The sequence below is a fragment of the Phenylobacterium sp. genome (assembly GCF_965284355.1).
Taxonomy (GTDB): Bacteria; Pseudomonadota; Alphaproteobacteria; order Caulobacterales; family Caulobacteraceae; genus Phenylobacterium.
Map to the genome: position 1 here is coordinate 1918624 of NZ_OZ260078.1, position 17728 is coordinate 1936351.

A 17728-nucleotide genomic window follows, 5' to 3' on the forward strand; every position below is an offset into this window, starting at 1 on the left:
CAGCCGCGCCACAAGCGCACCGGGTTTCAGCGCGGCGTGCACACGCACTCGACCCCCGCCGTCTACGACCGCCGGCATGAGCCTCAATGCCTGGGCCAAGGGCCGCTTGCTGGCCTTCGACGCCGTCGCCCGTCCCTGGGCCGAGCGCGGTCGCCTGCGGGCCTGGGGCTACGAGTTCCTGCGGTTCGGGTTGAAGCAGGCCTGGGCCTGCCTGTTCGGAGGGGCGCTGTTGGCGCTGTTGATCGCGACGCGTCTCTGGTGGCCCGAGGATTTCGCGCTCAGCCGCTACGATTTCCTGGTCCTGGCCGCGCTCGCTCTGCAGGTCTTCCTACTCGTCACCCGCCTGGAACGATGGGATGAGGCGCTGGTGATCCTGGTCTTCCACGTCGTGGGCACCGCCATGGAGGTGTTCAAGACCGCCCAGGGCTCGTGGATCTATCCTGAGACCAGCCTCCTGCGGATCGGCGGCGTGCCGTTGTTCTCAGGCTTCATGTACGCCGCCATCGGCTCGTACATCGCCCGCATCTGGCGGCTGATGGAGTTCAGGTTCGTGGCGTATCCGCCGCCCTGGGCCCCGGCGCTCCTGGCCGTGGCCGCCTACGTGAACTTCTTCACGCACCACTATGTGACCGACATCCGCAATGTCCTGTTCGTGCTGTCGGTGATGCTCTTTGCGCGCACCTGGGTGCAGTTCACGCCCGACCGGACGCCGCGGCGCATGCCGCTTCTGCTGGGCTTCGTATTGGTCGCCCTGTTCATCTGGATCGCCGAGAACGTCGGCACCTTCGCCGCGGCCTGGACCTATCCGGACCAGCGCGCCGGCTGGCGGCCGGTTGGCTTGGGCAAGCTGGGCGCCTGGTATCTGTTGATGCTGCTGAGTTTCGTACTGGTCTCGTGCGTCCACCGGCCCCGGCCGCCGGCGCCCGACTGACGCGGGGTTCGGTCTCGCCCCGCCGACGAATCGGCGTTAGGTCCGGCGCGGGGTGCAAAGGGATGGCGTAGGCATGCGACGGCGATGGCTCGGCGGGCTGGCGATGGCGGCCGCGGTCCTGGGCGCGGTCCCGGCCCTGGCGCAGCCTCTGGCCCTCGTCGGCGTCCGCGCCTTTCCCGCGCCGGACGCCGCGCCCATCGAGGACGCCGTCGTCCTGGTGGACGGCGGGCGGATCGTCCAGGTGGGCGCCCGGGCGGCGACGCCGATCCCCGCCCGCTATCGGATCCTGTCCCAGCCGGGCGGCAGCGTGATGGCCGGCTTCTGGAACAACCACATCCACCTGACACGGCCGGCCTTCCTGAAGGTGGAGACGGCCTCGGACGCCGAGGTCCAGGCCGAGCTGCAAGCCGACTTCACCCGCTGGGGTTTCACCACCATCGTCGATCTCGCCTCGACGACCGAGGTGGCCAACGCGCTCAAGGCCCGGCTGGCGGAAGGTCGGGTGACGGGGCCGCGTCTTCTCAGCGTCGCCGAGCCCTTCTATCCCCCGGGCGCGACGCCCGTGTACGCCCGCCCCCTGTACCAGGCCTTCAACCTGCCATCGGCCGAGATCGCGGGCCCCGCCGACGCCGCCGCCCGCGTCGAGCGCCAGGTCCGCGCCGGCGCCGATGCGGTGAAACTGTTCACCGGCTCGATCCAGGGCGGTGCCGAGGCGGTGGCCTACATGAGCCCGCAGGCCGTCCGGGCGATCACGACGGCGGCCCATCGCAAGGGGGTGCTGGCCTTCGCTCATCCCACGGATCGCCGGGGCCTGGAGGTCGCCGTGGAGAACGGCGTCGACGTCCTGGCGCACGCCGCCCCGCTGATGGGCTCCTGGTCGGCGGACGACGCCCGGCGCCTCGCCAGGCGCAAGGTTGCGCTGGTCCCGACGCTGTCGCTGTTCGAGGCGGCGGCCAATCCCCAGACGCCCGCAGCGGTCGCGGTCCAGCAGGCGCGCGCGTTGGCCCAGGCCGGCGGCGTGGTGCTGTTCGGAACGGACGCGGGCTTCACGGACGACTTCGACACGACGGCCGAGATGCGGCTGATACGCGAGGCCCTCGGCTGGCGCGGGTTGCTGGACTCCCTCACCTCTGCGCCGGCGCGCGCCTTCGGCGACGCCCGCCGGGGCCGCCTGGCCAAGGGAATGACGGCCGATCTGGTGGTGGTGGACGGCGATCCGGCCCAGGACGTCGGCGTCATGAGCCGGGTCCGGCTGGTGATCCGGGACGGGCGGGTGATCTACGCCCGGCCCTGAACCGTGATCGTCCCCGCGGTCGCCCGGCCCGGCGGCGGGCGCCAGGGCGGGAGCCGAGCGGCGGCGCCGATTACCGGTTCACGAAGTCCAGGAAGCGCTGGCGCAGCGTGGCGTCGGTCTTGAAGACGCCGGTGAACTGGGTGGTGATCGTCGAGACGTGACGGTGGTGCACGCCGCGGGTGGTCATGCACTGGTGCGCCGCGTCGATCAGGACCGCGACGCCCGCCGGGCGCAGGCTGTCGGTGATGGCGTCGGCGATCTGTTGGGTCATTGTCTCCTGGGTCTGGAGACGGCGGGCGAAGATCTCGACCACCTTGGCCAGCTTGGAGATGCCCACCACGCGGTTCGTCGGCATATAGGCCACGTAGGCCTTGCCCAGGAACGGCGCCATGTGGTGCTCGCAGTGGCTCTCGACCTCGATCTCGCGCAGCATGACGATGTCGTCGTAGCCCTGCACGTCCTCGAACGTGCGGCTCAGCTCCTTCGACGGGTCGAGCCTGTAGCCCTCGAACCATTCGCCGTAGGCGTCGACGACGCGCTTGGGCGTGTCGATCACGCCTTCGCGGCGCGGATCATCGCCGGCCCACGCGATCAGCGTACGCACGGCGTCCATAGCTTCTTCGCGGGTGGGCCGCTTGAAGGGCTCAAGAGTACCGTCCTCGGACCCGATCAGGGTTCGGTCGCGGGCAGGAGCGTCCATGAGAGAGCGTTTCTTTCCAGGGCTGAGTTGCGCCAGGACGATGGTCCCGGAGATTACGCGTGCCACCCTTCACTGCGGACTTGGGCGCTTGGCCTCGCGTCCGGGCGATCTGTATATGGGCGCGAGCCCATCCTGGGCAACCGTTCCGCAGCGTAACCGTGAGATATGACCCTTAGCCTCTACGACACCATGAGCCGTTCGAAGCGGCCCTTCGTCCCCAAGGATCCCAGCCGGGTGACGATGTATGTCTGTGGGCCCACGGTCTACAACTTCGCCCACATCGGCAACTTCCGGCCCGTGGTGGTCTTCGACCTGCTGTTCCGCGTGCTGCGCGACGCGTACGGCGACCACGCCGTGCTCTATGCGGCCAACGTCACGGACGTGGACGACAAGATCAACAAGAAGGCCGCCGACGAAGGCGTGCCGATCCGCACGATCACCGACCGCTATCTCGACGCCTACAACGCCGACGCCGCGGCGCTGGGGGCGCTGCGGCCCACGTTCCAGCCGCGGGTCACCGAGACCATGGACGCGATCATCTCGATGATCAGCGACCTGATCCGTAACAACGGCGCCTACGCCGCCGAGGGCCATGTGCTGTTCGACACCCAGGCGTTCGCCGACTACGGCAAGCTGTCGAAGAAGCCCATGGACGACCTGATCGCCGGGGCTCGCGTCGACGTCGCGCCCTACAAGAAAGACCCGCGCGACTTCGTGCTCTGGAAGCCGTCCAAGCCCGGAGAGCCCGAGTGGGAGAGCCCGTGGGGCAAGGGCCGGCCCGGCTGGCACATCGAGTGCACCGCCATGATCGAGGAGGCCCTGGGCCTGCCGATCGACATCCACGGCGGCGGCGTCGACCTGATCTTCCCGCACCATGAGAACGAACTGGCCCAGGGTGTCTGCTCGGGCCACGGCGAGCGCGAGTACGCCCACTACTGGCTGCACAACGGCTTCCTCAACATGGGCGAGGAGAAGATGAGCAAGAGCCTGGGCAACGTCGCCCTCGCTCACGACCTCCTGAAGTCCTATCCGGGCGAAGCCCTGCGCTGGGCGCTGCTGGCCGGCCACTACCGCCAGGAGCTGGAGTGGACCGACAGCCTGATCGAGCAGGCCAAGAGCGCGCTGGACCGGCTCTACCGGGTGCTGGACGACTCCGCCCGGTTCCTGGCCGGCGAGCCGTCGGCCGACGGCTGGCAGAACGCGTCCGCCGCCGCCGACCACGCCGCCGTGCGCGCCGCCCTACACGACGACCTCAACACGCCTGCCGCCTTCGCCGCCCTGTTCCAGCTGGCTGACAAGGTCCGCGCGGCCGTGATGGCCAAGGACGCCCGGGCCGCCGCCAGCGGCCGCGGCCTGCTGGTCGAGGCGGGTAACCTCATGGGCTTCCTGACCGCCGACCCGCAGTCCTGGTTCCAGAGCGGCGCGGACGACGACCTGAAGTCCCGCGTCGAGGCCCTCATCGCCGACCGGCACACCGCCCGCGCCGCCAAGAATTGGCCCGAAGCCGACCGCATTCGCGGCGAACTCGCCGCGCTCAATGTGGAGGTTATGGACGGCCCCACCGGCGCCACATGGCGGATCAAGGAGTAGGCATGAGCCCCTTCAAGTCCGGCCCCGACCTTCTGGCCAAGCCCGGCGGCCGGAAGGGCGGCATGGGCCCCCAGATCATGAACCTGAGGACCGAGGGCCGGCCGCCGCCGCCCAAGCCCCCATCGGGCCTGCGGGTCGAGGACCGGATCGGCATCCAGGCGCCGGCCGAGGTGATCTGGGACGTCGTCTATGACCTTGGTCGTTGGAGCGAGTGGAACCCCACCTATCCCAAGGCCGAGGGCCAGATCCGCATCGGCGAGATCCTGACGGTCTCCCTGGCCCTCCCCGACCAGCCCGTCCAGGAACTGAAGCCCAAGGTGCTGGAGTGGGTGCCCAACGAACAGCTGCACTGGCGGCTGACCATGATGGGCGGCCTCATCAAGACCCTGCGCTATATCGAGATCTCGCCCGTCTCCGCGTCGGGCTGCATCGTCGACAACGGCGAGATCTTCGGCGGCTTCATGGGCCCCTCGCTGGGCAAGCGCGTGGGCCGCGTGGTCCGTCGCGGCTTCCAGGCCATGAACCAGGCCCTCAAGGAACGCGCCGAAACCGAGTGGGCGCGGCGCCGCCCCTAGGCCACAGACTTCATCACCTGCATCCGCTCGCTCGCCGGCGCATGGATCGTGCAGACCAGCCCGGCCTCCTGGAAGTCCAGGTCCACCTGTCCGTGCACCTCCATGGCCACGCCGCGCTCCAGCAGGCGTGACCCGAAGCCGCGCCGCGTGGGGGGCGGCACCGGCGGGCCGCCGCTCTCGCGCCAGACGATGGTCAGGGCCTGATCGCCGTCTAGGCCCACGTCGATGTCCACCCGCCCCTCGCCCAGCCAGGCCCCGTGCTTCACCGCGTTGGTGGCCAGCTCGTGCAGCGCCATCCCTAGGCTCACCGCCAGGTTGGCGTCGAGGCGGAGGTCCTCGCCCGCCATGCCGTAGGGTCGCCCGTAGGGCCGCAGCGTCGCCTCGACCAGCTCGCGAAACGAGGCGCTCTCCCATTCGCGCGTCACCAACAAGTTGTGCGTCGACGACAGCGCCATCAGCCGCTCGATGAACAGGTTGCGCGCGGTGTCCGGATCGCGCGTGTCCGAGAGCGTCTGCACCGCCACCGACTGCACCGAAGCCAGCGTGTTCTTCACGCGGTGGTTCAGCTCGTCCAGCAGCAGCTTCTGGCGCGCCTCGTGGACGCGCATCTCCATCATCGTCTTCATCGCCGTGCGCAGCTCCTCGAGCGCCGCGTCGCGTTCGGCCAGCCCGGCCTGCAACGCCGCCGTCGACGGCAGCGCGATAGCCTTGGGCAGCAGCGGCCAGAGCGCCGCCGCGGTCACCAGCGACGCCGCCGCCGTCGCCGCCTTGATGATCGCCTCGACCCCGTAGTCCGGGTTCCACAGCGTCCAGATCATCATGAAGTGGGTGACGCCGCACAGCATGATGAAGGCCACGAACAGCCAGATCGCCCAGCTGAAGCGGACGTCCCGGCGGTGGTACAGGAACACGCCCAGCGCCAGCGGAATCGAGAAATAGGCGACGCCGATCAGCAGGTCCGAGATCGCATGGGTCCAGATCAGCTCGGGTCGCCAGAGCAGGCAGATGCCGTGCGGACTGAGCGCCTCGGTCTCGAACAGCGAGCGAACGGAGTCGAATAGGCCCATCGAAGGTCCCCCCGGCCGGGTCGACGTGACACGCCTAGCAATCCCAGGCTGAGACTGATCCAGCAACAACCAACGCATACGGGCCATTGGCGTTTCTGACTTTTTAGTTCAATATTTTGGAGAACACCGAGGGAGACGGGACATGGCGGGCAGGATCGGACGGACGGTGGCGGACTCGACGCCGCAGTGGCCTGAGCCCCCGCAGCCGCCCAAAGGCGCGCCCAACATCCTGGTGGTGCTGTTCGACGACGTCGGCTTCTCGGACTTCGGCTGCTACGGCTCGCCGATCCGCACGCCCAACATCGACAAGGTCGCCGCCCAGGGCCTGCGCATGGCCGGCTTCCACACCACCGCCATGTGCTCGACCACGCGGGCCGCCCTGCTCACCGGGCGCAACCATCACTCGGTGGGCGTGGGCTGCCTGGCCAACTTCGACAGTGGCTATCCCGGCTATCGCGGCAAGATCGCCAAGGAGGCCGGAACCCTGCCCGAGATGCTGCGCCCGCACGGCTATCGGAACTACATGCTGGGCAAGTGGCACGTGACGCCGCTGACCGAGACCGGCCCGTCGGGGCCCTTCGACGGGTGGCCGCTGGGCCGCGGCTTCGACCGCTTCTACGGCTTCATGGACGCCGAGACCGACCAGTATTCGCCCGAGCTGGTGCGCGACAACACACCGATCACGCCGCCCGGCACGTTCGAGACCGGCTACCACCTGACCGAGGATCTGGTCGACCAGTCGATCCGCTACCTCGCCGACCACATGGCCGACGCGCCCCAGACGCCGTGGCTGCTCTGGCTGGCCCCCGGCGCCTGCCACGCGCCCCACCAGGCGCCGGCCGACCTGATCAAGAGCTACGACGAGGTCTTCGAGGGCGGCTGGGACGCCGAGCGCGAGCGCCGGCTGGCGCGCCAGAAGGCGCTGGGCATCGTGCCGCGCGACACCCGCCTGCCCGAGCGCAACGAGGGCATCCGGCCCTGGGAGAGCTATTCCGACGACGAGCGCCGGGTCTTCACCCGTCTGCAGAGCGCGTTCGCCGCCATGCTGGACCACACCGACCAGCACCTGGGCCGCCTGTTCGACTTCCTCGAGCGGGCCGGCGTGCGCGACGACACCCTGATCCTCATCCTCAGCGACAACGGCGCGTCGCAGGAAGGCGGCCCCCTGGGCTTCGTCAACGCCATGGGCCCCTTCAACTTCCGCGGTGAGCCGATGGAGGAGAAGCTGGCCCGGATCGACGACATCGGCGGGCCCGACACCCACTCCAACTTCCCGCAGGGCTGGGCGATGGCGTCCAACACGCCGCTGCGCCGCTACAAGCAGAACACCCATGGCGGCGGCATCCGCGATCCGCTGGTCATCTCGTGGCCCAAGGGGCTGCCCGCCCGCGGCGAGGTGCGCGACCGCTTCGCCCATGCCAGCGACCTGGTCCCGACCCTGCTGGACCTGATCGGCATCCAGCCGCCCGAGCACGTGGCGGGCGTCGCCCAGATGCCGCTGGAGGGCGAGAGCTTCGCCGCCGCCCTGACCGACCGGGCCGCGCCGGCGCGGACGAAGCCGCAGTACTTCGAGATGTTCGGCCACCGCGGCCTCTGGAAGGACGGCTGGAAGGCCGTCGCGTTCCACCCGCCCGGGACGCCCTTCGACAACGACAGGTGGGAGCTGTTCCACCTCGACAAGGACTTCTCCGAGACCGACGACTTCGCCGCGCGCGAGCCGGCGAAGCTGCAGGCCATGATCGACGAGTGGTGGGCCATGGCCGAGGCCCACAACGTGCTGCCGCTGGACGACCGCTTCGGGCCCCGCTTCGCCGAGAACTCGGAACGGTTCCGCGCCAGCCGGTCGCGCTTCGTCTTCCACGCCGGCATGGGCCACCTGCCCACCGACGTGGCGCCTGACGTGCGGGCGCGCAGCTATGTGATCGAGGCCCACGTGGCGCTGACCGGCGGCGAGGAGGGCGTCCTGCTGGCCCACGGCGACGCCACCAGCGGCTACAGCCTCTACCTCAAGGACGGCCGGCTGCATCACACCCTGAACATCGGCGGCCAGAAGACCACCGTCAGCTCGGACCGCCCGGTCCCGCCCAACGCCACCCGCCTGGGCGTCTCGGCCCGGCGCAGCGACGAAGGCCCGCGCACCTTCACGCTGACCATCGATGGCCAGCCCGCGGGCAGCGTCACCGCCACCACCGGCTTCGTCACCCTGATCTCGTGGTCCGGCCTCGACATCGGCCTGGATCGCGGCAGCCCGGTCGCGGACTACCCTGCCCCGTTTTCGTTCACCGGGGTGCTGAAGAAGGTCACCGTGAACCTGGCCGACGACCAGACGCTTGACGGCGATGCGGTGGGCGAGGCGGAGATGGCGCGCCAATAGCCGGAGCCCGCCATGGACCTGTCCCGCCGCACGATCCTGGCCGCCGCCGGCGCGGCGCCTGCGGTCGGCGGGATGGCCCTGGCGGCCGACGCGCGGGCGGACGACGAGGCCTACTGGGCCAAGGTCGCGACCCTGTTCGACCCGCCGCCGCCCGGCGTGATCCAGCTCGAGAACGGCTACTTCGGCGCCATGGCGCGTTCCACCCGCGCCGCGTTCGAGCGCAACATCCTGCGCGTCAATCGCGAGACCTCGATCTACGCCCGCGACGCCTACAACGCCGACCTCGAGACGGTGCGGGCCCGCTGCGCGAAGCTGCTGCAGGTCGACGCCGACGAGATCGCCTTCACCCGCGGCGGCACCGAGTCGATGGTCACCCTGATCGGCGGCTACAACCGGCTGAAGCCCGGCGACGCGGTGCTGTACGCCGACCTCGACTACGACAGCATGAAGACCAGCATGGCGGCGCTGGAGCGGGTGCGCGGCGTGCGCGTGGTCCGTATCGACCTGCCGGAACCCGCCAGCCGCCAGAACCTCATCGACGCCTATGAGCGCGCGCTTGCCGCCAACCCCGACGTGCGGCTGATGCTGCTCACCCACCTCAGCAACCGCACGGGACTGGTCCCGCCGGTGAAGGAGATCGTGGCGCTGGCCAAGGCGCGCGGCGTCGACGTGCTGCTGGATAGCGGCCACGCCCTGGGCCAGACCGAGTTCACGCTGCGCGACCTTGGCGTCGAGTTCGCGGGGCTGGGCCTGCACAAGTGGATCGGCGCGCCGGTGGGCGTGGGCGTGGTCTACATCAAGAAGGACCGTATCCCCGACATCGACGTCTCGATCCTGGAGGCGCCGAGCAACCCGCGCATCGACGCGCGGGTCCACACCGGCACCGTGAACTTCGCCGCCATGCTGACCGTGCCCGACGCCATCGCCGCGCATGAGGCGATCGGCCTGGGCCCCAAGGCGCGCCGCCTGCGCTACCTGCGCGACCGCTGGGCCGAGGCGATCCGCGGCCATCCCGGCGTCGAGGTGCTGACGCCGCCCGATCCGGCCCTGCACGCCGGCATCACCTCGTTCCGCCTAACCGGGCGGACCAGCATGGACGACAACCGCGCGCTCCGGGCGCGGCTCTTCGAGCGCTATCGGATCTTCACCGTCGAACGCGCCGGCGTGGCCAAGGGCTGCTGTATCCGGGTCTCGCCGTCCTTCGTGAACACCGCTGCCCAGATGGACGCCCTGACGGCCGCGCTTCGCGACCTGGCGAAAGCCTGATTTGACTTCGGCGCCCCGAACCCCGACCTAGGGGCCATGATCGACGACCTCTACTCGGCGAGGCTTCTCAAGCTCGCGGCGAACCTGCCGCGGGTGGGACGGCTGGCCGATCCCGACGCCACGTCGGAAAAGGTCTCCAAGCTGTGCGGCAGCCGCGTCACGGTCGATGTGAAGGTCGAGGGCGATCGGGTCGCCGACTTCGCTCAGGACGTGAAGGCCTGCGCGCTGGGCCAGGCGTCGGCGGCGGTGCTGGGCGCGCACGTGATCGGCGCCAGCCTCGCGGAAATCGAGACCACCCGTGATGCGTTCCGGGCGATGCTGAAGGCGGATGGCCCCGCGCCCGAAGGCCGCTTCGCCGAACTGGCGTTGCTGGCTCCGGTGAAGGATTATCCGGCCCGTCACACCTCGACCCTGCTCGCCTTCGAGGCGGCGGCCGAGGCGGTGAAGAACGCGATCGTGAGTGGTGGAGAGCGATAGACGGCATGCGGGATTTCATCTTCCTCCATCATGACGACGCGGCGGGCGGCGACGGACTGGACTGGGACCCGTACCTGTCGCGCCTGCGCGAAGCCGGCGTCTTCCAGGGCGGCAGCTCCATCGGCCAGGGCTGCTGCGTGAAGAAGTCGGGCGACGCCCCCGAACCCACCGCCCACATCTCGGGCTTCATCCGCGTCACCGCCGCCACCCTGGCCGACGCCCGCGAGCTGTTGCAGGGCAACCCGGTCTACGAAGCCGGCGGCACCGTCGAAATCCGCGAACTGCCCAAGGGCTAGCGGCCCCTCCCGCACCCGCCATCCCCCCAGAACGTCATGGCCGCGCCTGTCCCGGCCACCCAGATACGAGGCGCTGGCCGCAAGGCGCCCGGACCTTTCCGCCCGCGCCCTCTCCGGAAACGGCGGCGCTTCTGGGTGGCCGGGACAGGCCCGGCCGTGACGTTCAAAGAAAAGTTGGAAGCGAGGCGCGGTTCTACGACCGCTTTTGTCGTAGGGCCGTGTGCCACTCCCGATCATGTCCGAGCCCGCGCCCGACATCTTCGAGGAAGACCAGCTGCTGGCCCGCGCGGCCCGCATGGACTTCGCCTTCGCCGAGCGCCTCCACAACAAGGCGCTCGCCACCGACGATGTGGCCGAACTCTCCGACCTGGCCCGCGCCTACACCCGCCTGACCCGGTCACTCCGCCAGACGCTCGCCCTGCTCAGCAAGCTGCGGGCCGAGCGCGCCAGGGCCGAACGCGAGGCGCCCCGCGCTTCCGCACAAGACATCCAGGATCAGGCCATCGATGAGCGCACCGCGCAGGTGCAGGACGCCGTCGAGCGGGTGATCTCCGCCGCCGCCGACGGCGACGAGCAGCTCCACACCGACTGGTGTCACCGCTTCGACCGCGAAGTGGACGACTGGACCGAAAAGCCCGACTGGATCGTGGACGACGTCGACGCCGTCATCCGCCGCGTCTGCAAGGCCCTGGGCCTGCCTGACGACTATGCCCAACGCTGGCGAGACCTGCCGGCCCCCACCTTCTTCCCCGACCCCGAACCCGCCACACCCGAAGACATCGCCGCCGCCAACGCCGCCGCCCGCGCCTTCACCGCCGGCCTGCGGCCCATGGCCCCGGATCACACCCCGGCGCGTCCCGCGAAACCGCCCTGGCGCCCCTCCGGCTGACGCGCCGCCCGCGCGAAGCGCCCTAAATCCAAACCACGAAATACACGAAATACACGAAAGCGAGCCGGCTCCCGCCGCCCGCGGGCCGCCTCATGCCCTTTCGTGTATTTCGTGTATTTCGTGGTTGAATCCAAACAGCGCCTGCGGCGCGCACGGCGTCCGAGGCCCAGCGCCCCCGTGTCTTTCCCGCTCCAAACCCGGAAGGTTCCGTTTTCACCCCGCCTGTGATACCTGCCCCCGCATGGTTCGCCAGATGGACATCGCCGCCCTGGTCGCCCGGACGTTTGCGCCGGCGCTGACGGCTGGAACGCGAACTACTACCGCCGGCGCGGCTTGAACCTCTCGGGGTTCTGGGCGTAAGCCCGGGCCTGCAATCGCAAGACCGCAGCCGGCATGAGCTTCTACGAGAGATGCGTCCGTGGGCTCCTCAAGGCCTACAAATGGACGCTGTCGCCGCTGATCGGGCGGTCCTGCCGGTTTGCTCCGACGTGCTCGGAGTACGCCGCGGAAGCCCTGATCGGCCACGGCCCTGTGCGAGGAACGGTCCTCACGGTGCGCAGGCTGTGCAGATGTCATCCCTGGGGCGGTGCGGGCTGGGACCCGCCGCCGCCGTCGCCCCGGAGGGGCGCAAAGGGAAAACTGACGCGCCATAAGGCCGAGCCCATGGAAGGGCAGGCCGGGGCGCGCGATTGGAAGTGTGAAGAACCATGATCGACCTGATTTTCCCCGACGGCTCGAAGCGCGAGTACGAGCCCGGGACGACGGGCAAGCAGGTGGCGGCCTCGATCGCCCCCTCGCTGGCCAAGCGCGCCGTCCTCATCAAGCTGGACGGCGAACTGCTGGACGTAGACCGGCCGCTCGCCAAAGGCGGCAAGTTCGAGATCCTGTCGCGCGAGGCGCCTGAGGCGCTGGAGACGATCCGCCACGACGTCAGCCACATCCTGGCCGAGGCGGTGCAGGAGCTGTTCCCCGGCACGCAGGTGACCATCGGCCCTGCGATCGACGACGGCTTCTACTACGACTTCGCCCGCGACGAGCCGTTCAGCCTGGACGACCTGGCGAAGATCGAAGAGCGCATGAAGCAGATCGTCGACCGCGACGAGCCGATCGTGCGCGAGGAGTGGGACCGTGACGAGGCCATCGCCCACTTCAAGTCCATCGGCGAGCACTACAAGGCCGAGATCATCGGCGGCATCCCCGCCGGCGAGGCGGTCAGCGTCTATCGCCAGGGCCAGTGGAAGGACCTCTGCCGCGGGCCGCACCTGCCGTCCACGAAGGCGGCGGGCAAGGCGTTCAAGCTGACCAAGCTGGCGGGCGCCTACTGGCGGGGCGACAGCAACAACCCGATGCTCCAGCGCATCTACGGCACGGCCTGGGCCAACGAGGCCGACCTCGAGGCCTACCTCAAGCGTGTCGAGGAAGCCGAGAAGCGCGATCACCGCAAGATCGGCCGCCAGATGGACCTCTTCCACATGCAGGAAGAGGGCCGCGGCATGGTCTTCTGGCACGAGAAGGGCCTGACGCTGTGGCGCACGGTCGAGGCCTACATGCGTCGCCGCCTCGAGGACGCCGGCTACGTCGAGGTGCGCACGCCGCAGGTGCTGGACCGCGTCTTCTGGGAGAAGTCGGGTCACTGGGAGAACTACCGGCCCAACATGTTCGTCTGCGAGACGGTCGAGGGCGAGGAGCTGGCGCTCAAGCCGATGAACTGCCCGGGCCACATCCAGATCTTCAGCTTCGGCCAGAAGAGCTACCGCGACCTGCCGCTGCGCATGGCCGAATTCGGCGCGTGCCATCGGTATGAACCTTCCGGGGCCCTTCACGGGTTGATGCGGGTGCGCGCCTTCACGCAGGACGACGCCCACATCTTCTGCCGGGAGGATCAGATCGTCGACGAAGTGGCCTCCTTCATCGAACTCGCCACGTCCATCCACGAGGACTTCGGCCTGACGCGCGACCACATCACGCTGGGCACGCGGCCCAGCCCGCGCGCCGGCACGGATGAGTTCTGGGACATGGCCGAGAACCAGCTGCTGGACGCCGCCCGCAAGGCCGGGGTCGAGCCGGTGGTGGCCGAGGGCGACGGCGCCTTCTACGCGCCCAAGCTCGACTTCCAGCTCAAGGACGCCATCGGCCGCTCGTGGACGTGCGGCACGATCCAGAACGACTACGTGCTGCCTGAGCGCCTCGGCGCCGAGTTCGTCGGCGAGGATGGCCAGAAGCACAAGCCGGTCATGCTGCACCGGGCGATCCTGGGCTCGTTCGAACGCTTCATCGGCGTGGTGATCGAGAACTACGCCGGCGCCTTCCCGCTCTGGCTGTCGCCGGTGCAGGTGGTGGTGGCCACGATCACCTCCGATGCCGACGACTTCGCGCGCAAGGCGGCGGCGCAGCTCCGCGCCGCGGGCCTCCGCGTCGAGACCGACCTTCGCAACGAGAAGATCAACTACAAGGTCCGCGAACACAGCCTGGCCAAGACGCCGATCATCGCCGTCGTCGGCCGCCGCGAGGCGGAAGAAGGCAAGGTCGCGTTGCGCCGCCTGGGCTCCGACGGTCAGCAGATCCTGGGGTTGGACGAGGCCTGCAACGTCCTTGCCTTGGAGGCCCAAGCGCCGGATGTTCGGCGTAAGGGCGGGTTGGAGGCCTGATGAACGGTATCGCCACACCGATCGTCGCCGCTTCGCCGGCGTCGAGTGCGGACTCCCTGCGGCCCCGCCGCAGCGTGTCCGTGGTGATGGTGGTCTACATGACGGGCGAGGCTCTCGAGCAGAGCCTCGCCTGCGTGCTCGCCGATCCGCTGGTGGACGAGCTGGTCGTGGTCGACAACGGCTCGGCGCCGGTCCAGCTCGAACGCCTGCGGGCGCTGGCCGCCCAGGATGGCCGCGTGGTGCTGGTCACGGGCCACGGCAACGTGGGCTTCGCCAAGGGCGCCAACCTGGGCGCGCGGACGGCCAAGGGCGACCATCTCGTCTTCCTGAACCCCGACGCCTTCCTGCAGCCCGGCTGCGTGGCCGCGCTGGTGCGCGAGATCGACGGCCAGCCGACGCCGTCCATCGTGGGCGGCCGCGTGCTGAACCCCGACCGCACCGAACAGCGCGGCGCCCGGCGCGGCGAAATCACGCCCATCAGCGCCCTGCTCTCGCTGAGCGGCCTGGCCAAGGCCGTGCCCGCCTGGGGCCGTTTCGAGGTGCACTGGGAACAGGACGCCCTGCCCGACCAGGTGGCGCCCGCCCCCACCATCTCCGGCGCCTGCTTCTGCATGCGGCGCGCGGACTTCGACGCCGTCGGCGGCTTCGACGAGGGCTACTTCCTGCACGTCGAGGACGTCGACCTCTGTTGGCGCGTCCGCGAGGCCGGCGGCAAGGTCCTGTTCCACCCCAAAGCCGAGGTGGTCCATATCGGCGGCACCAGCCAGACCAGCCCGCTGAAGGTCGAATTCCATAAGGGCGTGGGCCTGGCCCGCTACTTCCGCAAGCGCGCCGGCGCCAACCTCAGCGGCCACCTCGCCGCCCTGGTCCTGGGCCCCGTCGTCATCGCCGCCGCCGTCGCGCGGCCGCTGATGCGGCGGCTGAAGAAGCGTTGACGCTCGCCCCCTTGTGCGAAGGGCAGGTAAGCGACCGATTCTGACGTAGCCGCATGGCTCAGTGCTCGACATGCGACACATGTCTCTTCGCCGGTCGTCAGGCCGGCTGCGGGAATCCCCCGGCCTTGGCCACCGACGACGCGACCCGCTTGCCCAGAAGGTCCGAGGCCCAGACGCCGATCTCGATGAGCTGCTCAAGGTCGTAGCCGGTCTCGTAGCCGGCGCGCTCCAGCATGTAGACGAGGTCCTCGGTGCCGATGTTGCCCGTGGCGTTCGGCGCGAAGGGACAGCCGCCCAGGCCGCCCACCGAGGCGTCCAGCACATCGACCCCGGCCTCGACGCCTGCGAAGGCGTTGGCGAGGCCCGTGTTGCGGGTGTCGTGGAAGTGCAGGCGCAGCGGGATGTGGCCGGCGGCCTTCTTGGCGAGTTCGACTCGGCGGCGCACGGTCCAGGGGTCGGCCACGCCGATGGTGTCGGCCAGCGCGATCTCGGCCACACGCAGATCGGCGGCGGTCCGGACGATCTCCATGACCCGTTCCTCGGGCACCTCGCCCTCGAACGGACACCCGAAGGCGACCGAGACGGTCACGCTGATCGGCGGGTCTTCCTTCTTCCGGGCGGAGACGATGTCGGCCATGGCCTCGACCTGCTCATCGACCGAAGCGCCCTGGTTGCGGATGCCGAAACCGTCCGAAGCGCAGACCACCACATTGGCCTCGTCGCACCCGGCCGCCACGCAGCGCTCCCAGCCCCGCATATTCAGCACCAGCCCGATGCGCGAGCGGCCGTCCTGGTGCGGCAGGGCGGCCATGATCTCCTCGGCGCCGGCCATCTGCGGCACGCGCTTGGGGTTCACGAATGAGACCACCTCCATGCGCCGGGCGCCCGCGGCCTCGAGCCTGCGGATCATCTCCAGCTTCTGGTCGATCTCGAAGAGGGTCTTCTCGTTCTGCAGGCCGTCGCGCGGCCCGACTTCCACGATCTCGATACGCCGGCTCATGGCTGCAACTCCCTGATGGGCGCCATGTAGACCCGAAGCGTCATCGGATCACCCTTCGAGTAGTTCACGCCTTTCACGACCGCCACTTCGATCGCCTTGCCGCCACGTGCGGCAAGCGCCTTTCGGAACTCGGCCTCGTCGGCCTGCTCGACGATCGCGGGGCGGCGCTCGACCACCGCCTGGGCGGCCTCGGCGGGGCCTTCGAGGCCGGTGTCGGTGCCGAGCGCGAAGACCAGGCTGGGCTCGGCGTAGCCGGCCACCGCCACGGGCGCCTCGGCGATGCCCTGGCGCGGCAGCAGGCGGGCGTCTCCCAGCGCGCGCTCCAGCCGCGCCGACAGCCAAAGGGGGTCGAGGCGCGGCGCGAACAGGGCCGCCAGCGCGCCGTGACCCAGCAGCCCCAGGGCCAGCGCCGCGGCGATCGCGGTCTCGGCGTCCCGTCGCAGCAGCAGCCAGCCGCCCACCAGTCCCGCCGCCGCCAGCAGTCCGGCCGACAGCACCGCAGCCCAGGCGTCCGGCGCTTCGCCGTATTCCGCCAGCAGGTAGAAGACCCCGCCGGCCAGCGCGAGGCCCACGAAGGCGGTCAGGCCCGCGCCAATCGCCTTCGCCACCGCGCCCAACGGCTCGCCGAGCGCGCGCGCCGCCAGCCAGGCGATCGCGCCATAGGCCGGCATCAGATAGTGCGGCAGTTTGGTGGGCAGGAGCTCGAACATCAGCCAGGTCGGGACCAGCCAGGCCAGGGCGAACCGCACGCCCGGCTCACGGCGGAACCGCCACGCCGCCACCGCCGCGGCCGGCAGCAGCAGCGTCATCGGGAACGCCAGGATCGGCGTCAGCAGCAGGTGGTAGCCGGGCGGCGCGCCGTGGCTCTCCTGCCCGCCCGCCAGCTTGGGCGCCAGATCCGAGCCCACGGCCTCGCTCCAGAACCCGCCGTCGGTGGCCACCGTCACCGCGCCGGCCCACGGGCCCACGACGGCCAGGATGATGATCAGGCCCCACCACCACTTCAGCCCGCCGATCCAGCCGGCGCGGCGGTCCCAGACCGCCAGCACGATCATCGCCAGGCCCACCACGAGCAGCGCCACCGGCCCCTTGATCAGCATCGCCACGGCCAGCGCGCTCCAGAAGGTCCAGATCACCCACCGCCCAGCCGGAGGTCCGCCGTTCCGCGCGGCGTAGAGCCGCGCCAACGCGGCCATCGCCAGGGTGGTCGCGCCGGCCAGCGCCGCGTCGGTCTTGGCTATGAAGGCCTCGGTGGAGAGCAAAAAGCTCGCGCCCAGCATCGCGCCCGCCATCACCGACGCGCGGCGGCTGAAGAACGCCGCCGCGCCCCAGGCGCTGGCCGCCGCCGCCAGCATGGCGCCCAGCAGCGAGGGGATGCGATAGGCCCAGATCTGCCGCGCCTCGGGGCTGGACAGCACGCTGACGCTGGCGGCCTGCAGCCAGTGGATGCCCACCGGCTTCTTGAAGCGAGGATCATCCTGGAAGCGGATCACGACATAGTCGTCCTGCTCCAGCATCTGGGCCGTGGCCTGGGCGAAGCGCGCCTCGTCCCGATCCAGCGTCGGCATGGCCATCAGGCCCGGCAACCCGGCCAGGAAGGCGACGAAGGCGGCCAGCGCCGGCCCCCGCCAACCGCCGCTCCAGCGCGCCAGGATCCTGTCGAGACTCATCTCGCCGTGCATAGCA

The 17728-nt window shown here is 70.0% G+C and carries 16 protein-coding genes; 12 read left to right on the forward strand and 4 right to left on the reverse strand.

Annotation, left to right across the window (positions count from 1 at the left end):
- Positions 1–76 precede the first annotated feature (76 nt).
- Positions 77–931 (forward strand): DUF817 domain-containing protein, encoded by an 855-nt coding sequence (locus ACQ66R_RS09320; protein ID WP_430421305.1) that lies wholly within the window; start codon positions 77–79, stop codon positions 929–931.
- Between the two features lie 73 nt (positions 932–1004).
- Entirely contained in the window at positions 1005–2225 is a 1221-nt protein-coding gene (locus tag ACQ66R_RS09325) for an amidohydrolase family protein (RefSeq protein ID WP_430421307.1), read from the forward strand.
- Between the two features lie 70 nt (positions 2226–2295).
- Here the strand turns inward: ACQ66R_RS09325 and folE are convergent, their stop codons facing one another.
- The gene (gene folE / locus ACQ66R_RS09330) at positions 2296–2925 is read right to left on the reverse strand and encodes a GTP cyclohydrolase I FolE (RefSeq protein ID WP_430421309.1); all 630 of its coding nucleotides are present in this window, start codon (positions 2923–2925) and stop codon (positions 2296–2298) included.
- A gap of 165 nt (positions 2926–3090) precedes the next feature.
- On the opposite strand from folE, the gene cysS reads away from it, so the two are divergent.
- Positions 3091–4515 carry a cysteine--tRNA ligase gene (gene cysS, locus ACQ66R_RS09335; protein WP_430421311.1) on the forward strand — a complete coding sequence of 475 codons (1425 nt, stop codon included), beginning with the start codon at positions 3091–3093 and terminating at the stop codon, positions 4513–4515.
- A 2-nt stretch (positions 4516–4517) separates the two neighbouring features.
- Entirely contained in the window at positions 4518–5090 is a 573-nt protein-coding gene (locus tag ACQ66R_RS09340; RefSeq protein WP_430421313.1) for an SRPBCC family protein, read from the forward strand.
- On the opposite strand, the gene ACQ66R_RS09345 is transcribed toward ACQ66R_RS09340, so the two are convergent.
- A complete protein-coding gene (locus ACQ66R_RS09345; RefSeq protein ID WP_430421315.1) occupies positions 5087–6157 on the reverse strand; it encodes a sensor histidine kinase in 1071 nt (356 codons plus the stop codon). The genes ACQ66R_RS09340 and ACQ66R_RS09345 overlap by 4 nt on opposite strands.
- A 142-nt stretch (positions 6158–6299) precedes the next feature.
- On the opposite strand from ACQ66R_RS09345, the gene ACQ66R_RS09350 reads away from it, so the two are divergent.
- The 8 genes from ACQ66R_RS09350 to ACQ66R_RS09385 all read left to right on the forward strand — a co-directional run bounded on the left by ACQ66R_RS09350 (position 6300) and on the right by ACQ66R_RS09385 (position 15042).
- Positions 6300–8531: a sulfatase-like hydrolase/transferase gene (locus tag ACQ66R_RS09350; protein WP_430421317.1), complete on the forward strand. Its 2232-nt coding sequence runs from the start codon at positions 6300–6302 to the stop codon at positions 8529–8531.
- A 12-nt stretch (positions 8532–8543) separates the two neighbouring features.
- The gene (locus ACQ66R_RS09355; protein WP_430421319.1) at positions 8544–9797 is read left to right on the forward strand and encodes an aminotransferase class V-fold PLP-dependent enzyme; all 1254 of its coding nucleotides are present in this window, start codon (positions 8544–8546) and stop codon (positions 9795–9797) included.
- A gap of 36 nt (positions 9798–9833) precedes the next feature.
- Entirely contained in the window at positions 9834–10274 is a 441-nt protein-coding gene (locus ACQ66R_RS09360; RefSeq protein ID WP_430421321.1) for an iron-sulfur cluster assembly scaffold protein, read from the forward strand.
- 5 nt (positions 10275–10279) lie between these two features.
- Positions 10280–10570, forward strand: coding sequence for a hypothetical protein (locus ACQ66R_RS09365; protein ID WP_421937247.1), 291 nt, complete (start codon positions 10280–10282; stop codon positions 10568–10570).
- Positions 10571–10790: 220 nt separating this feature from the next.
- Positions 10791–11459 (forward strand): hypothetical protein, encoded by a 669-nt coding sequence (locus ACQ66R_RS09370; protein WP_430421324.1) that lies wholly within the window; start codon positions 10791–10793, stop codon positions 11457–11459.
- A 393-nt stretch (positions 11460–11852) separates the two neighbouring features.
- Positions 11853–12170, forward strand: coding sequence for a membrane protein insertion efficiency factor YidD (gene yidD / locus ACQ66R_RS09375; protein ID WP_430421325.1), 318 nt, complete (start codon positions 11853–11855; stop codon positions 12168–12170).
- Complete coding sequence (gene thrS / locus ACQ66R_RS09380; protein ID WP_430421327.1) at positions 12167–14107, forward strand: threonine--tRNA ligase; 1941 nt, start codon at positions 12167–12169, stop codon at positions 14105–14107. The genes yidD and thrS overlap by 4 nt, the downstream gene beginning before the upstream one ends.
- Positions 14107–15042 (forward strand): glycosyltransferase family 2 protein, encoded by a 936-nt coding sequence (locus ACQ66R_RS09385; RefSeq protein WP_430421329.1) that lies wholly within the window; start codon positions 14107–14109, stop codon positions 15040–15042. Before thrS ends, ACQ66R_RS09385 begins: the two co-directional genes overlap by 1 nt.
- Positions 15043–15139: 97 nt before the next feature.
- On the opposite strand, the gene ACQ66R_RS09390 is transcribed toward ACQ66R_RS09385, so the two are convergent.
- Both ACQ66R_RS09390 and ACQ66R_RS09395 read right to left on the reverse strand, forming a co-directional pair.
- Positions 15140–16042: a hydroxymethylglutaryl-CoA lyase gene (locus ACQ66R_RS09390; RefSeq protein WP_430421331.1), complete on the reverse strand. Its 903-nt coding sequence runs from the start codon at positions 16040–16042 to the stop codon at positions 15140–15142.
- Complete coding sequence (locus ACQ66R_RS09395; protein WP_430421333.1) at positions 16039–17724, reverse strand: ArnT family glycosyltransferase; 1686 nt, start codon at positions 17722–17724, stop codon at positions 16039–16041. The genes ACQ66R_RS09390 and ACQ66R_RS09395 overlap by 4 nt, the downstream gene beginning before the upstream one ends.
- Between the last annotated feature and the right edge of the window lie 4 nt (positions 17725–17728).

Bases quoted from the DNA above. Each gene is read 5' to 3' on its own strand.
- ACQ66R_RS09350 (WP_430421317.1), top strand. From the start codon at position 6,300: ATGGCGGGCAGGATCGGACGGACGGTGGCGGACTCGACGCCGCAGTGG.
- ACQ66R_RS09365 (WP_421937247.1), top strand. From the start codon at position 10,280: ATGCGGGATTTCATCTTCCTCCATCATGACGACGCGGCGGGCGGCGAC.
- ACQ66R_RS09340 (WP_430421313.1), top strand. From the start codon at position 4,518: ATGAGCCCCTTCAAGTCCGGCCCCGACCTTCTGGCCAAGCCCGGCGGC.
- ACQ66R_RS09320 (WP_430421305.1), top strand. From the start codon at position 77: ATGAGCCTCAATGCCTGGGCCAAGGGCCGCTTGCTGGCCTTCGACGCC.
- ACQ66R_RS09345 (WP_430421315.1), bottom strand. From the start codon at position 6,157: ATGGGCCTATTCGACTCCGTTCGCTCGCTGTTCGAGACCGAGGCGCTC.
- thrS (WP_430421327.1), top strand. From the start codon at position 12,167: ATGATCGACCTGATTTTCCCCGACGGCTCGAAGCGCGAGTACGAGCCC.
- ACQ66R_RS09325 (WP_430421307.1), top strand. From the start codon at position 1,005: ATGCGACGGCGATGGCTCGGCGGGCTGGCGATGGCGGCCGCGGTCCTG.
- ACQ66R_RS09395 (WP_430421333.1), bottom strand. From the start codon at position 17,724: ATGCACGGCGAGATGAGTCTCGACAGGATCCTGGCGCGCTGGAGCGGC.
- ACQ66R_RS09390 (WP_430421331.1), bottom strand. From the start codon at position 16,042: ATGAGCCGGCGTATCGAGATCGTGGAAGTCGGGCCGCGCGACGGCCTG.
- cysS (WP_430421311.1), top strand. From the start codon at position 3,091: ATGACCCTTAGCCTCTACGACACCATGAGCCGTTCGAAGCGGCCCTTC.
- yidD (WP_430421325.1), top strand. From the start codon at position 11,853: ATGAGCTTCTACGAGAGATGCGTCCGTGGGCTCCTCAAGGCCTACAAA.
- ACQ66R_RS09355 (WP_430421319.1), top strand. From the start codon at position 8,544: ATGGACCTGTCCCGCCGCACGATCCTGGCCGCCGCCGGCGCGGCGCCT.
- ACQ66R_RS09360 (WP_430421321.1), top strand. From the start codon at position 9,834: ATGATCGACGACCTCTACTCGGCGAGGCTTCTCAAGCTCGCGGCGAAC.
- folE (WP_430421309.1), bottom strand. From the start codon at position 2,925: ATGGACGCTCCTGCCCGCGACCGAACCCTGATCGGGTCCGAGGACGGT.
- ACQ66R_RS09385 (WP_430421329.1), top strand. From the start codon at position 14,107: ATGAACGGTATCGCCACACCGATCGTCGCCGCTTCGCCGGCGTCGAGT.